The organism is Limnospira sp. PMC 289.06 (assembly GCF_032350395.1).
GTDB lineage: Bacteria > Cyanobacteriota > Cyanobacteriia > Cyanobacteriales > Microcoleaceae > Limnospira > Limnospira platensis.
In genome coordinates this window covers 1-12,943 of record NZ_JARPLC010000031.1, presented here as the reverse complement: position 1 = coordinate 12,943, position 12,943 = coordinate 1, and the positions used below count along the sequence as shown (strand labels likewise).

General features: G+C 43.9%; 21 protein-coding genes. 10 read left to right on the top strand and 11 right to left on the bottom strand.

Annotated elements, in window-relative coordinates; all coding sequences use genetic code 11:
- Positions 1-97: 97 nt before the first annotated feature.
- Both dndC and P5674_RS09215 read right to left on the bottom strand, forming a co-directional pair.
- On the bottom strand, positions 98-1,681 hold the full coding sequence (dndC, locus tag P5674_RS09220) for a DNA phosphorothioation system sulfurtransferase DndC (protein ID WP_014277561.1): 1,584 nt from the start codon (positions 1,679-1,681) through the stop codon (positions 98-100).
- 22 nt (positions 1,682-1,703) lie between these two features.
- Positions 1,704-2,654: an HNH endonuclease gene (locus P5674_RS09215; protein ID WP_315669948.1), complete on the bottom strand. Its 951-nt coding sequence runs from the start codon at positions 2,652-2,654 to the stop codon at positions 1,704-1,706.
- Positions 2,655-2,763: 109 nt separating this feature from the next.
- Between P5674_RS09215 and P5674_RS09210 the strand changes: the two genes are divergently transcribed.
- The 3 genes from P5674_RS09210 to P5674_RS09200 are packed head-to-tail and all read left to right on the top strand — an operon-like array spanning position 2,764 to position 6,286.
- Complete coding sequence (locus tag P5674_RS09210) at positions 2,764-4,344, top strand: DGQHR domain-containing protein (RefSeq protein WP_315669947.1); 1,581 nt, start codon at positions 2,764-2,766, stop codon at positions 4,342-4,344.
- Between the two features lie 45 nt (positions 4,345-4,389).
- Positions 4,390-5,571, top strand: a complete 1,182-nt coding sequence (locus tag P5674_RS09205; protein ID WP_006619836.1) for a DNA sulfur modification protein DndB — start codon at positions 4,390-4,392, stop codon at positions 5,569-5,571.
- Positions 5,572-5,596: 25 nt separating this feature from the next.
- On the top strand, positions 5,597-6,286 hold the full coding sequence (locus P5674_RS09200; protein ID WP_006619835.1) for an HAD-IA family hydrolase: 690 nt from the start codon (positions 5,597-5,599) through the stop codon (positions 6,284-6,286).
- Here P5674_RS09200 and P5674_RS09195 read toward each other — a convergent pair.
- Complete coding sequence (locus P5674_RS09195; protein WP_315669946.1) at positions 6,283-7,104, bottom strand: SWIM zinc finger family protein; 822 nt, start codon at positions 7,102-7,104, stop codon at positions 6,283-6,285. The genes P5674_RS09200 and P5674_RS09195 overlap by 4 nt on opposite strands.
- Positions 7,105-7,467: 363 nt before the next feature.
- On the opposite strand from P5674_RS09195, the gene P5674_RS09190 reads away from it, so the two are divergent.
- Positions 7,468-7,632: a hypothetical protein gene (locus P5674_RS09190; protein WP_006622250.1), complete on the top strand. Its 165-nt coding sequence runs from the start codon at positions 7,468-7,470 to the stop codon at positions 7,630-7,632.
- A gap of 128 nt (positions 7,633-7,760) precedes the next feature.
- Positions 7,761-8,684 carry an SGNH/GDSL hydrolase family protein gene (locus P5674_RS09185; RefSeq protein ID WP_006616353.1) on the top strand — a complete coding sequence of 308 codons (924 nt, stop codon included), beginning with the start codon at positions 7,761-7,763 and terminating at the stop codon, positions 8,682-8,684.
- Between the two features lie 253 nt (positions 8,685-8,937).
- Here P5674_RS09185 and P5674_RS09180 read toward each other — a convergent pair whose 3' ends face one another.
- From P5674_RS09180 to P5674_RS09170, 3 genes are all read right to left on the bottom strand, one after another.
- Positions 8,938-9,150, bottom strand: a complete 213-nt coding sequence (locus P5674_RS09180) for a type II toxin-antitoxin system HicA family toxin (protein WP_006616354.1) — start codon at positions 9,148-9,150, stop codon at positions 8,938-8,940.
- A complete protein-coding gene (locus P5674_RS09175; RefSeq protein WP_006616355.1) occupies positions 9,147-9,392 on the bottom strand; it encodes a type II toxin-antitoxin system HicB family antitoxin in 246 nt (81 codons plus the stop codon). The genes P5674_RS09180 and P5674_RS09175 overlap by 4 nt, the downstream gene beginning before the upstream one ends.
- Before the next feature lie 330 nt (positions 9,393-9,722).
- Positions 9,723-9,890, bottom strand: a complete 168-nt coding sequence (locus P5674_RS09170) for a hypothetical protein (protein WP_158307583.1) — start codon at positions 9,888-9,890, stop codon at positions 9,723-9,725.
- A 3-nt stretch (positions 9,891-9,893) separates the two neighbouring features.
- Here P5674_RS09170 and P5674_RS09165 point away from each other — a divergent pair, with 3 nt between their 5' ends.
- Complete coding sequence (locus P5674_RS09165; protein ID WP_315669944.1) at positions 9,894-10,016, top strand: hypothetical protein; 123 nt, start codon at positions 9,894-9,896, stop codon at positions 10,014-10,016.
- A gap of 78 nt (positions 10,017-10,094) precedes the next feature.
- On the opposite strand, the gene P5674_RS09160 is transcribed toward P5674_RS09165, so the two are convergent.
- Complete coding sequence (locus tag P5674_RS09160; protein ID WP_286131290.1) at positions 10,095-10,223, bottom strand: hypothetical protein; 129 nt, start codon at positions 10,221-10,223, stop codon at positions 10,095-10,097.
- 115 nt (positions 10,224-10,338) lie between these two features.
- On the opposite strand from P5674_RS09160, the gene P5674_RS09155 reads away from it, so the two are divergent.
- The 4 genes from P5674_RS09155 (at position 10,339) to P5674_RS09140 (ending at position 11,691) form a co-directional block, all read left to right on the top strand.
- Positions 10,339-10,494, top strand: a complete 156-nt coding sequence (locus P5674_RS09155) for a hypothetical protein (protein ID WP_014277566.1) — start codon at positions 10,339-10,341, stop codon at positions 10,492-10,494.
- 5 nt (positions 10,495-10,499) lie between these two features.
- Positions 10,500-10,769: a hypothetical protein gene (locus tag P5674_RS09150; RefSeq protein WP_014277567.1), complete on the top strand. Its 270-nt coding sequence runs from the start codon at positions 10,500-10,502 to the stop codon at positions 10,767-10,769.
- Positions 10,770-10,873: 104 nt separating this feature from the next.
- Positions 10,874-11,215: a hypothetical protein gene (locus tag P5674_RS09145; RefSeq protein WP_148261883.1), complete on the top strand. Its 342-nt coding sequence runs from the start codon at positions 10,874-10,876 to the stop codon at positions 11,213-11,215.
- 203 nt (positions 11,216-11,418) lie between these two features.
- Positions 11,419-11,691: a tetratricopeptide repeat protein gene (locus P5674_RS09140; protein WP_231852059.1), complete on the top strand. Its 273-nt coding sequence runs from the start codon at positions 11,419-11,421 to the stop codon at positions 11,689-11,691.
- On the opposite strand, the gene P5674_RS09135 is transcribed toward P5674_RS09140, so the two are convergent.
- The 4 genes from P5674_RS09135 to P5674_RS09120 all read right to left on the bottom strand — a co-directional run.
- Positions 11,647-11,919: a hypothetical protein gene (locus tag P5674_RS09135; protein ID WP_014277570.1), complete on the bottom strand. Its 273-nt coding sequence runs from the start codon at positions 11,917-11,919 to the stop codon at positions 11,647-11,649. The genes P5674_RS09140 and P5674_RS09135 overlap by 45 nt on opposite strands.
- 7 nt (positions 11,920-11,926) lie before the next feature.
- A complete protein-coding gene (locus P5674_RS09130) occupies positions 11,927-12,427 on the bottom strand; it encodes a DUF3368 domain-containing protein (protein ID WP_006615868.1) in 501 nt (166 codons plus the stop codon).
- Positions 12,424-12,669, bottom strand: a complete 246-nt coding sequence (locus P5674_RS09125) for a UPF0175 family protein (RefSeq protein WP_006615867.1) — start codon at positions 12,667-12,669, stop codon at positions 12,424-12,426. The genes P5674_RS09130 and P5674_RS09125 overlap by 4 nt, the downstream gene beginning before the upstream one ends.
- A gap of 48 nt (positions 12,670-12,717) precedes the next feature.
- The coding region (locus tag P5674_RS09120) for a hypothetical protein (RefSeq protein WP_014277571.1) at positions 12,718-12,943 on the bottom strand (226 nt) is incomplete at its 5' end.

The window sequence follows — 12,943 nt, the reverse complement described above, 5'->3', positions numbered from 1 at the left end:
GTAAGACATCAATTTTCATCCTACAGGATTAATCCCACCTGTGACCCATCACAAATCACAGGATAACTAACCCCTACAGTATCTTAATACATCAGCCCTAACTAAATTTGAGACTCGCCCAATTTAGTTGTTGGGGAGGTTCGGGTTTTTCACCATTGACAATTTTTTTGATATCTTCAACTTTTCCTTCCTTAGCTGCTTGTTTCAGGTTCCGCTGATAGTGAGCATTTGCGATCGCTTCTGATTGCGATCTTGAACTGGTTTCAAAGCATCTTTCCAAGGTATCATAGATTCCGGTACGCCGCGACATCGTTTTATACTGTCGTTCAGTATCCAGCAGTTTCGTCATTAGTTCTAAATACATCATATCTCCTTCGCTGAGTTCCTCCAAAATCTGCCATTCATCTACACCCAACATAGCATTATTACCAGGACGCGGGTCTTCAAAAGGTTCTCCTGTTACCTCTTGATAAATTCTCGGTAAGCTATCATCAAATTCGTGTTTTTCCTCCAACCATATCCTCCGAATTTCGCTAAGTTCCTCCGGTTGAATTAGGGTGATATCCCGCATATCAGGCGGTGCATTTTTACGAACCTGTTGTTGAGCTTCTAATACCCGCTTTAACCAATATTCCCGCCATTCTCGTTTATAAGGTCCTGGTATCGGTTCGACTGAGGTTTCTCCATCAACATTTCTTTCAAATAATTGCACCGTCCCAAATATCCGCCGGAAGTCTCTTTTATCGTGATCATTCCATATATCTAATTCCAGACGAAAATCAACCAGAGGCTGTAACCATTCTTTCTCTTCATCATTATTAATCATTGCTGTCAGTGATTTATCGCTATCAACCAATGTGCAAACCCAACAGCCAAAACGAGAACTTCCACAGCTAGGGGTTGAGGTATCAATAACTAAGGGACATTCATTGTCTGCTGTAGCACCTCGATACATTGCAAACAAGTCTTTATTACTGTAATTCCAAGGGTTTTCAAACTGCATCAAATACAGCCATACTTCATCAGTTGTCCAGCTTTCAATAGGAGTATAAAGCAAAGAACTAGGTAAATGAGGATGAGGACAGAGGTGTTCTCTCACACGCTTTAATTCTCGCTTTTCCATAATTGCTGCTCGATTAGCACTTTCTGTTTTACGGGTTCCCAAGACTACAATTGTTTCACCACTTGAGCGGACAACATTACGGATAAAGCGATTTGATGGGTCTACCTTTAAACGCCCAGTACACCATCGGAATTTATGTCGAGGTGCTGGATATCCTTTTCCAATTAAACCTACCCAGTATGTCTGTGCTATCTCAGGGACTAGCAAATGAGCTTGGACGGGCATATTTTGCGTCTTAGCAGCCTCTTGCATTTTTTCTAAAGATTTTTTAACCCACGCTGAAACTACTGGATTTTCAACTAAGGTATCTGTTGTAATTACATGAATTTTCTTATGGCGTTTTTCTGGGGGTAGTTTGGCGATCGCATTCCAAATTAGTTGTAATGTGGCTGTGCTATCTTTACCGCCAGAATAACCTATCACCCAAGGAATATGATCCAAGCAGTAGAGTTCTTGAATTTCTTGGGTTAACAATTCTAGTGATTCTACAAATTCTTCAATTTTGGTATTTGGCGTATTTTGACTAGGTGGAAATAAATTGATTTGTTCGGCGTTCATTTGATAATACTCCTGTCAATAATTAAGCTCTGAAAATATTGTAACGATGCCATTGTAGCGACTCAATACTAGGATAGTATTTTTCCTGAGATGGCAAAAATATTCGCTCTCCGTGAAATTCTTTGATCTGTTTCCCCATAGATTGAGTTTCTTTTAAATTACTGCCAATTACAATTCTGTATCTGCTGTCTATAGAAAACCAGCCCATATCAAATGCCCAGTGATGATTTTTGCAAAATGAAATACCATTATTTATTTGATTGTTATGGAATTTATAAAAGGGCTTAATATGTGCGCCATCTACAATATTTTGACTAAGATTTCTGCTGATATTTAAGCCGCAAAAAGCACATTTATAATCATAAATATGTACCACAAATTTTCTAAAAAATGCCTGTCTAATCCATGATTTTGTGATGTAATAAGTGGGCGGTTCTGAAGTAGGTTTTTGTCCATAGTCAAGCATGGCTAACTTTTCATTAAGATTCACCAATGATTCTATGTCTTCATGGTTATTTGACAACCAGGTTGCAATTAGTATGTTAGTCAACTCTTGTCTAGTTTTTTCATTTTGAAGAAAGTCAAAAAGCTCATTGTCTAGCTTAACATAATTTACTGCTTGTTTGAGTTTTCCTATACTCTTAGGCTGAAAACCATCAAATTCCTCATGAAATTGTATGTGCCAAAAATTATCTCGTTTAAGATGAAAAAAAGGGTAGTGTAGTCCGCCTGAGTACGATGGATTACCTAAAATTTGCCAATATTGGTTAAATGTACTAACTAACTCATCAGATACAGTGATTTGATTCTCCGTAATTAATCCCTCTGCTATCAGATCTATTACTGATAAAAGTAAAATAGGCTTATAGGGAGCCTGTCCTTTTTGCCGGGTATTGCTGACTTTAAGATTGGCAAACTGCTCACAGTAGTCTACCAAGTTTCGGCTATGTTTGTCTAGTCTGCTTTTAGTCACGGTCCCTCCTAACAGATAGAATAGCCTTGCCGAAATGCCCCATATAGGATAGTATATGGGTTGGCACAGAAGTTTTTAAAAACCATATCAGTATAGTAGTACAATAGCTATGACGATCGCAAGGAACCCAAAACCAGAAGTCCAGCCGGGGGAACTAGGACAATTGCTAACCCAGTTGGTAAATAATAGCGATCGCATTTTAGTTCAACCCACATCAATGGGAGTCACCCAAGGATATATAGGCGCAGTCAGCCTGGAATGGGCCGCCCGTGAAATTGGTTATGCTTCTGAATTACCCCTATTTAAAAGCCATATTGACCGGGAAACCCAAAACATAGAAAGAGGTGCAGAAACCATTGATGCTATCCTACAGCGACCCCTAGACTGGTCACGTCAAGCTATCCTGGTGCAATACCTCATTACCCACAATTGGGATCGAAAATTCCCCCCCCTCGTCGTCGTTATTAGTCCCGATTGGGTAGATAACCCGAAAGCGCCACAATGGGATAAAAACGGACAAGCTACCTGTTCAGCAGCCGAATATATACCCTTAGATGAACATGGAAAAATAGGCATATTAGATTTATCATCACCCGTGTCTGTCTTTGCTTTAGATGGACAGCATAGACTTATGGGAATTCAGGGAGTTATAGAATTATTAAACACCCACCAATTACAACCCTATAGTAAATTGAAAAAGCCGGTAGGTGAACCAATAAATTGGGATAATTTGCCGATAGAAAATATACAGCCAGAACAGAAACTAGCCGAGTTAAACCAGGAAACTATTGGCATTGAATTTATCCCGGCTGTCTTACCTGGAGAAACTAGACAACAGGCACAAAGGCGGATTAGGTCTATTTTTGTACATCTTAATCAAATGGCAGTTAAACTCAGTAAAGGACAGTTGGCTGCATTAGATGAAAATGACGGCTTTTCGATTGTTTGTCGTCAGGTAGCCGTTAATCATCCCCTACTCAAAGATGAACCAGGACGTAAGCCTCGGATTAACTGGGATAGCGCCACGGTTGCCACCAAATCAACAGTATTAACCACCTTACAAGCCTTACGAGATATGGCGGAATTATATCTAGGTTGTCACCCCAAATTTCAGGGCTGGAAAGCGACACAACCGGGTTTAGTTCCCTACCGTCCCGAACCGGAAGAGTTGGCATCAGGGATTCAGGAATTAATGGTTTTATTTGATGGTTTGGCGAGTTTACCCAGTTATCAAAAACTGACACAAGAAATGGAAACTCCCGATTTGAGAAGATTCGGATTTGAACGCCCCCCAGGATTAGGAAATATTTTGTTTAGACCAGTTGGACAAATAGCGATCGCTCATGGTATTGGTAAGGTAGTCTTTCACCATAAACAACCATTGGAAACCGTATTTCAAAAGTTAGTTAAATTTGATGAAGAGGGTGGTTTTAATCATATTGAATACCCTCAATCTATATGGTATGGGGTATTATATGATCCCAATAAACGCCGCGTCCGAGTAGCTGGTCGGTCTTTGGCTACAAATTTAATTGTTTATTTACTAGGAGAAATCACCGAATTAATGGATGAGGCAATTCTACGGAAACAATTGGCTGAGGCGCGCACTTTTGAAAATCGGGCGATTAATTTTGAGGGTCGGATAGTTAAACCGAGGGAAGTAGGATTACCTGACCCTATAGATTTGTGATATGATCTAGCCATAGATATTAAATTAATAACAACTAATTAAACCATGGCTAATGATGAACCTCTCCATAAAATCGACAATTTGGTAGCACCCTTTTATACTGAATACTTCCGCGAAAGGTGTTATTTGGGGTTGATGTGTCGCCAGGGAGGGCGACAAATGATTCAAATTAATGTCCCAGCCCAAGATTTACCAACTCTGCTACAGGCGCGACCCTCCCTGGGAAATGACCCGGACTCTGGCAAAAATCGACCGGAGATTAAAGGTCATGCTGAGGAAATTAAAGACTATATTCTCCAGCGTGTTCAGAAAAATCAACCCTGGATTTTGGGAACATTGACAGCTAATGTTAATCCTGAAGATATCCAAATTATTGACTTGGGTAGAGGCGTGTGTTTTGTGGTAATTCCCCGTGGTCATAAGTTAGATATCACTGATGGACAACACCGCAAAACGGCGATTCATCAATTAATTGAAAGTGATTTAGGAAAGTTAATCGGTGAGGATGATTTTCCGATTACTTTGGTTTTGGAGGAGAATTTTAATCAGTGTCAGACCGATTTTAGGGATATGGCGCAAGCCAGACAATTAGATAAATCTTTGCTGGTTTCTTTTGGGGAACATTCGGGTCGCATTGGTATTACCAAAAATTTGGTGAATCGCGTTTCGATGTTTTATGGGAAAACTGAGAAGGTGAAAAAAAGCCCTTCCACTAAGCAGAAGTTGATTTATACTAATGCTTATATTGTTAATTTGGTTAGTTGTGCTTTTACTAATCAGCCGGATAATGACTTAGAAGATTATGATGTAGAAATGGCATCCCATGAATTAACTCAATGTCTGAATCAGTTTTTTTCGGAATGTCTGGTAACATCACATATTGCTAATCAGAGTGTGGATGAATTAACGGTTGAAGAAGTGGCGAATTTTAAGGAAAAATATTTATTGGGTTTTCGGGTGGGCTTGGAAATACTGGGGCGACTGTTATATATGACCTATGACGGTCAGCAAAATGAGTTTAATCGAAATCAAATATCTGAGTTGGCGCAACTTGACTGGTCGCGGGAGAGTCGCCTATGGGAAAATAACGTGGTAACTATAGATCCTAATCCGAAAAACCCTCATAAACCCTATAAAATTTCGATGGGGGCTAGTCAGGTGAGAATTGCGGTTAATATAGTTAAAAGCCATTTGGGTTGGGGTTCATCTCATCTCTATCTGAGTTAAATGTTATGGTGGGGGTAGTATACTGATGATAGCCATTTTTAAGGATATCTTAAACCCTATGGCCGATCGCTATCAAAAAATTATCATATTTGACTTTGATGGGACTTTAGCTGATACCTTGGAAGTGGTGATTAGCATCATCAACGACCTGGCGGAAGATTTTGGATATTCCCCCACCACAGCTAGTGATTTAGACAAATTACAAAACCTCAATTATCGCCAAATTATTAAGCTGTCCAATATTTCCCTATTCAAAATTCCCCGACTCCTGCGCCAAGTCCAGAAGGAATTACAAAATAATCTCGGGTCGATTTCTCTATTTCCGGGTATTCCCGAAGCGTTACAGGACCTGAAACGCCAAGGCTGTCAACTATATATTATCACATCTAACTCGCGAAATAATGTGGAATTTGTGTTAAACCGACATGGTATTTTGGGACTTTTTGATGATATCAACTCTGAGTCCACACTATTCGGTAAACACCGAATTATTAACCGCCTACTCAAACAGCAAAATATCCCCAAACATCAAGCCGTTTATGTGGGAGATGAAACCAGAGATATCACAGCAGCGCACAAGTCGAAAATCTATAGTATAGCAGTCACTTGGGGGTTTAACTCTGCTAATATCCTGGCTCAATATCAGCCGGATTTGATGATTAATGAACCCCAAGACCTCCCTCGGACGATCGCATCTATTTTGCCGATAAATTAGCCTTCCGACTCCCGATTTAATCCCATCAAAACGGCCCGATCGCTAACATTTTTATAAATGGTGTCTAAATACTGCATAACCACATCCGCCGCCGTAGCTGTAGTCCCCAGAGGAATTGGACCCAAAACATCCAAAACTGTCTCGCTTCCTGGTGGTGGTGAAATCACGACTAAAGAAGATTCTAACTGTTGGTTATACTGCCAATATCCACTAACAACAGGAGGTTGATAACCTTTGATAGATGGGGATACTTGGGAGGTTTTGCTGTCTTTTTTAACCTCACCGGAACCCCGTATATGTCGCAATTTAGCGATAATCTCTTCTTTCAAGCGTCCCCGCAATTGAAATAAGACAAATGGATCTTCACTAAAGCGATCGCCTAACATATAATAAACTGCACCAATATGTTTACAGGGGTTAGCCGGATCTGGACAACTACAGCGAGAATGTACTTCATCCAAATTAAAAGGAAACAGCCGCAAGCCATTTTTAGCAAATACATCCTCAATATTATAAGGCATTTCCCCTGCTAACAACTTGGCGGAAAAAATCGCCTGCTGGGATAATGTTTCAATCACATATCCCCATTCTTCCTCGGTAAAAGTATCTAACCACAATTCCACTTGATAAGGTTCGGCTTGCGTCCCCTGAACTTGCGCCAGAACCCGCTGACCAGTAAATTCAATATTGAGAACATTACCCTGTCTGGCATAATTTCTCGCCCTTTCCAATCGTTTCTTAAACCGATAGCGATTCAGAATGTCTAACCATTGCTGGTTCCACCATTCCTGATTATTTTCTATATGGTAATCTGCCATGATTGGGAACCCCCAAAAATATCGTTTTATTCATTATAGACAACGGGTGAGGGTTGACAACAGCCGGGAACTCATGATAGGATATTGACATATTGTTTCATAATGAGAATATATGCACAAATAAAAAAAATTCGACTATTCCCATTATTTAAAGTATAGCGCAGACCCCCCCAAAAGGCAACCCCACCCCCCCAAAAAAAAAATTTTTCGCAACAAAACTTAATTTTTTGTTACAAAAGTTAACATAATTAGCTAGTGATGGCGATGATGCGATCGCGGTAGATGGGAGGATTCTGTATTCGGGGAATATTTGGGCTGAGAATTTGCGTAAATTGTTTGACGGAAATTGATAAATAATTATATTTGCCGACGAAACTTTCCCAGGCGGTGCTAGAGGGAGAAACGGAGGAGTTGGAGCGGACTCTGGACAGTAACTACGGGTTGTTCGGGTTAGTAGTCACGAACTGCGAAAGTGCGATCGCCGATTGTCCAGAGCCGGAAATTCATGTCTATATTGGTCAAATCTGACTATATATGACTAGATTCTTGTTGAGACTTTACAATGCTTGGTAACTTTTGTGGATTCGCTATATCCTTGTGATACTCAAAGAATTGACTAAGCAAATTCTGCACGCGGGGACTAATTTGAGGCTGAGATGGTCAAAATTCTGGTGATAGTGATAGTTGGGGTTCTGGGAGCGATCGCTCTTTTGGAACTAGGGTTACGGGTTTTTTTTGGTTTTGGCAATCCTTTGATTTATGTATCTGATGAGGAGATCGGCTATTTATTGGCTGGTGATCAGAGTAGCAGACGATTTGGCAACCGGATTGAGATTAATCAATATTCTATGCGTTCTCATGCGATCGCCCCTACACCAGAAGATAACACTCTCCGGATCATGTTGTTAGGAGATTCTATTGCTAATGGTGGATGGTGGACTGATCAGGATGACACGATTTCTGCCATGATGACACAACAGCTTCAATCCCAACTACCAGTCAAACAGGTGGAGGTTCTCAATGTTTCTGCTAATTCCTGGGGACCCCCGAATCAATTGGCTTATGTTCAGAAGTTCGGTTTATTTGGTTCTCAGAGCTTAGTTTTGCTACTCAATACCGATGATTTGTTTGCTAGAATCCCTAATCCTCACATTGTCGGACGCGATCGCAACTATCCAGACCAAAAACCTCCTTTAGCCTTGTTGGAACTGTTTAACCGCTATTTAGGACGCGATCAGCCTATCCCTCCACCTTCTCGCCCACGTCCCCAGGATGTGGTGGCTTATAACCTAGATATGATTAGAGAGCTAAATGCGATCGCTCTTCAACAGGGGGCTCAATTCCTACTGCTGATGACTCCCCTGCTACGGGAAATCGGTCAGCCTGGACCCAAGGACTACGAACTTAAAGCACGCTCACGTCTGCAATCCCTTACCCAACAGGAAAATATTAAATTTATCGATTTGCTTACACCCTTCAACCGCCACCCCGACCCCCCGAGTCTCTACCGTGACCACATCCATCTCAGTCCCCAAGGTAATCAACTCGTAAATGAATTATTACTTGAGCAACTTAATTGATAGTTAAGAGTGCGATCGCCGCTGTTCGTCGATGGGGGTTGCTCTCAGGTTTCTCCATCATCCTCATTTGAGCGGACGATACGTCGGACTCCGACGCGCGCGATCGCTTGTTTCGAGAAACCCGGTTTTTTGAAAAAACCGGGTCATCAGCAAATTGGGTTATCAATTACACCGACAGAAAGGAAGTCATGGGATTTATAAATTGAGGGGTCGATGAAGGTTGTTGTCAATGCGAGGCGATTAATTGCTTTGATTAAGTGTTGTTGAAAACATCCCAATCAATTCCCAGTTGTCGCAGTGCAGACCGTAGAGTTCCAATTTTGAGATCGCGACTTCCCCAATCCGGTAACGCCGAAGCTTGCCCTGTGTTGGGATTCAACCACTTTCGGTGAGAGCCACCCCCGCGCCGGGGCAATTCTTGACAACCCAATGCTTTCAGTTTTCGGGCCACTTCGCGATACTTCATGAACTCACGACTAAAGTTTCTAGCCACACAGAATGATCGGCATCGGCAACACATAAATTTGGGGGTAAAGTTCGACCCAAATCCTCATAAATCTCGACCACGGCAGCCAGGGCATCCTGAACGTTGGCGAGGGCTTCCTCGGCGGTGTCGCCCTCGGTCAGAAGTTCTGGCAAGAGTGGGGAGGTCACAGTAAATCCCCCTTCGGGTTGGGGGGAGAGCAGCAAAGGAACTTTATAAAGCATTGTTTGGAGATTCTCCTTTTGGGTTGAGTCGTCTCGAATATTTTCCAGTTTTTATAACGCCTAATTTTAGCACTTGTAGCTGCTTTTAGTCAATGCTTTGAATGAGTGGCGATCGGGGCAAACGAGATAGGTGCGATCGCTCTTCGCGTAGCACAGGCATCTTGCCTGTAGTGGACCGACACGGCTAAAAATGTGCTTTCGTGTAGGGTGGGTTAGGCGGCTGAAACCCAGGCGGTGAGGCAATATAGCAATCCGCCGTAACCCACCGTTTAAGGTGTGTCGGTCCAGTAGAATCGAGAGCGTCGCTCCCATCGTGTCAACCCCCAGCGCTCATGGCTCCATCGGAATTGCTGACGACACCCGTTGTGGCGATCGCATTCCGGCGTCCGGACACGACGCGGAAGGTGTTTGATGTGATGCGCCGGGTGCAGCCGTCCCCACAGAAGCGCGATCGCACCTTTTCCGGGCATCTTGCCTGTATAATTGGGAGGGTCGCAATCCTTGGCGGAACCGGATTTATACCGATTGAGGGCTGGGACGATCGCCACTTCTGCTAATATACCCGCTTATGGGGGGAGTAACGGGGGATGTGGGCTGGGACTCGGAGGTTGGCGATCGCTTTGACGGGTGATATAATTCCGGTTGAGGTCTCAATAAATTCTTTAACAGCAGGGGGAGGTGGCAAGGTGCGATCGCATTACATCACAGCCAGCCTACCACTACCCTAGCACGATTACTGAAATCCAGGGAAATGGGGATGGCGATCGCTTTTTGAAAACCATCCACCGCCTCTTCTAGCTTACGGCTCGGCAGCAGTTGATTACCCCTCACTAAATCCCTGACTCCCCAGAATCAAGTCTATATAGACGGGTTGTATTCACCCAGCGATTATACCCAAGGAGAACATTCTTGCCAAGGATTTTCATCAATTCACAATTAACTACACTTGTCAAGTACGGATAACCGCATACTTTATTCCGGCAAACCGAATGCCGATCGCTCTAGGTATTATGCGATCGCCGCCCTCGGTATTCGAGCTAAACTTCCCCATCTTCTCTTCTCAACTCGGATACCGGCTCAAATTCTCTGGTATTGTGAGTGACCAATATGAAATTATTGACAATGGCTCGCGCGGCCATCAGCAAATCATCAGGGGCGATTGGGGTTCCCCAACTCGCCAAGTTGTTTCGGATTTCTCCGGCATTTTTGGCGGCTCTATCATCCCCAGGTAAGGAGACCAAAAAATCTCAAAATTCTGGTGGCATTGCCAAGTTGTTGGGCGGATTTTCACTCTCGCTTCGCCCCATAAAATCACTCAAATTTCACGGTGGTCAAAGGAATGTTGGGCATGGTGGGCGATCGCCATTTGATGGGTGATTGAGGCTTTGATTTGCTCACCAATTATGGCTCGTTTTCGGGGCATCTTGCCTGTATAATCGAGAGCGATTGCGCTACGCGCACGCTACGCGAACGCACCCATCGTGTCAACCCCCAGCCCTCATGCCCCCATCAGAATTGCGATCGCGCTACGCGATCGCACCATATATTTCCCCCTGCCACTTCTGGCTTATATCATAAAAATTAAAATCTGTCAATCACGGATAACCGAACACTTTATTCCGGTAAACCGAATCTCCGGCGAGACGTGCTGCGCGATCGCTCATAGTGTAGCCCAGGCATCTTGCCTGTATAATCGGGGGTGCGATCGCACTTCTGAGACTCTAGGCAATACGTCGCACTCCGAGGCTACGGGAACGCGCTTCCGAGAATGTAGGCGATACTTCTGGCGGGCACGCTGCGCGATCGCACTTCTGAAAGGGTAGGCGATACTTCTGGCGGGCACGCTGCGCGAACGCACTTCCGAGAGAGTAGGCGATACTTATGGCGGGCACGCTGCGCGAACGCACTTCCGAGAATCGCTCGGTAGATGTTTGTCAAGTTGCGTCAGTCTCGTGATAGGATATAATGCTGGGATATGTCAGGGGGTGGGTGTGTTGGTAAGCTAGTTATGAGGAGTGGTGAGGGAATGAGTGCGGGTGAGTTGCTGAGACAGGCGAATCAGTTGAAACGGTCTGGGAAGTTGGATGAGGCGATCGCGCTTGATCACCAGGTAATAGATATTAACCCCCATTTTGCTTGGGCTTATCATGGGTTAGGGGATGCTTTGGTTAAGCAGGGCAATTTAGAAGAGGCTGTTACTTGTTATTCTGAAGGCTTGAAAATTAATCCGAACTCAGCTTGGCTATCTCCGAGGCTACGCGATACGCACTACGGACACGCTACGCGATCGCACTTCTGAGACTCTAGGCGATCGCACTTCCCAGAGAGTAGGCGATAGGTCGCACTTCTGAGAGGCTAGGCGATAGGTCGCACTTCCCAGAGAGTAGGCGATACGCACTACGGACACGCTACGCGATCGCACTTCCGAGAATGTAGGCGATAGGTCGCACTTCCGAAAGGCTAGGCGATCGCACTTCTGAAAGGCTAGGCGATCGCACTTCTGAAAGGCTAGGCGATCGTATGCCAACTGTTTGCTATTCTTCTGCCAATTTTAAAAAATGTTGATAAAGTTTGCTCTCTATCCGAAACTCCGCATCTTCGATCAACCGATCTATTAAAGGCTGTACGGCGGGAATTGCCTCTTGATGTTTGGCTTGTAGTAAAACACCCAGCAATCCGGTTACTTTTAATTGACAATCAGTTGCCAGCGCTCTGCCTCTCCGTTCATCCATGAGGAGCAGATCGGCTTTCAATTCCAGAGCCAGTACGATCGCTTCTGCTTCTCCGATATGAATGTGCCGTTGGGAAACTAAAATTTCATCAACTTGTCGGGTATTTTGGACGGGTCGAGTTACAATCCAGGGCAATGTTTGGACTTCGAGAGTGCCGGGAATGGGTTCGTCAGTTCCGGCCGGGGTCAATTCATTATAAACGGCGACGGGAAGGGTAATTGTCCCATAAAGTAAATGCAGAAGGTCGAGTTTTTCTATGGCGGCGAGATTGGTAATTGGGGAAGTGTCACTGACAACAATCATAGGAGTCCCAGTGTTTTTAGGGTTTGTACATCTTGATTGAGTTCCTCAAAGTCATAATTCAGACATAAATCTCTTTTGGCGAGTTCGTGCTGAAATTCTAAAACAGTTAAACCCAACCAAGCCCGCACTTGTCCACCGCTAATTTTGTTTTTTTTGTACAGAATTAATGCCAGCTCGACCTTTAATTCATCTTCGCTGAGTTCGGCGGCTTTTAAAATCTCTTCGGGAATGAAAATACTCATAGACTCTCCCTTATTTATTGGCTTTAAATTGTACCATGACAGTTTCCTTCAAAAGTGTGCGACGATCACGTTGCGATCGCTTGTAGTCCGGTATCTTGCCTGTATAATCGGGAGTACGATCGCACTTCCGAGAGGGTAGGCGATAGGTCGCACTTCCGAGAGGGTAGGCGATAGGTCGCACTTCCCAGAGGCTAGGCGATACTTCTGGCGGGCACGCTGCGCGATCGCCAACTCTGGCTGTAATTTACCATTGGCGGGGACGGAATTTATCATC

What these genes read in the sequence shown, in the direction of transcription:
- dndC (WP_014277561.1), bottom strand. Translation starts at nt 1,681, where the DNA reads ATGAACGCCGAACAAATCAATTTATTTCCACCTAGTCAAAATACGCCA.
- P5674_RS09210 (WP_315669947.1), top strand. Translation starts at nt 2,764, where the DNA reads ATGACGATCGCAAGGAACCCAAAACCAGAAGTCCAGCCGGGGGAACTA.
- P5674_RS09205 (WP_006619836.1), top strand. Translation starts at nt 4,390, where the DNA reads ATGGCTAATGATGAACCTCTCCATAAAATCGACAATTTGGTAGCACCC.
- P5674_RS09200 (WP_006619835.1), top strand. Translation starts at nt 5,597, where the DNA reads ATGATAGCCATTTTTAAGGATATCTTAAACCCTATGGCCGATCGCTAT.
- P5674_RS09195 (WP_315669946.1), bottom strand. Translation starts at nt 7,104, where the DNA reads ATGGCAGATTACCATATAGAAAATAATCAGGAATGGTGGAACCAGCAA.
- P5674_RS09185 (WP_006616353.1), top strand. Translation starts at nt 7,761, where the DNA reads ATGGTCAAAATTCTGGTGATAGTGATAGTTGGGGTTCTGGGAGCGATC.
- P5674_RS09180 (WP_006616354.1), bottom strand. Translation starts at nt 9,150, where the DNA reads ATGAAGTATCGCGAAGTGGCCCGAAAACTGAAAGCATTGGGTTGTCAA.
- P5674_RS09175 (WP_006616355.1), bottom strand. Translation starts at nt 9,392, where the DNA reads ATGCTTTATAAAGTTCCTTTGCTGCTCTCCCCCCAACCCGAAGGGGGA.
- P5674_RS09150 (WP_014277567.1), top strand. Translation starts at nt 10,500, where the DNA reads ATGAAATTATTGACAATGGCTCGCGCGGCCATCAGCAAATCATCAGGG.
- P5674_RS09140 (WP_231852059.1), top strand. Translation starts at nt 11,419, where the DNA reads ATGAGTGCGGGTGAGTTGCTGAGACAGGCGAATCAGTTGAAACGGTCT.
- P5674_RS09130 (WP_006615868.1), bottom strand. Translation starts at nt 12,427, where the DNA reads ATGATTGTTGTCAGTGACACTTCCCCAATTACCAATCTCGCCGCCATA.
- P5674_RS09125 (WP_006615867.1), bottom strand. Translation starts at nt 12,669, where the DNA reads ATGAGTATTTTCATTCCCGAAGAGATTTTAAAAGCCGCCGAACTCAGC.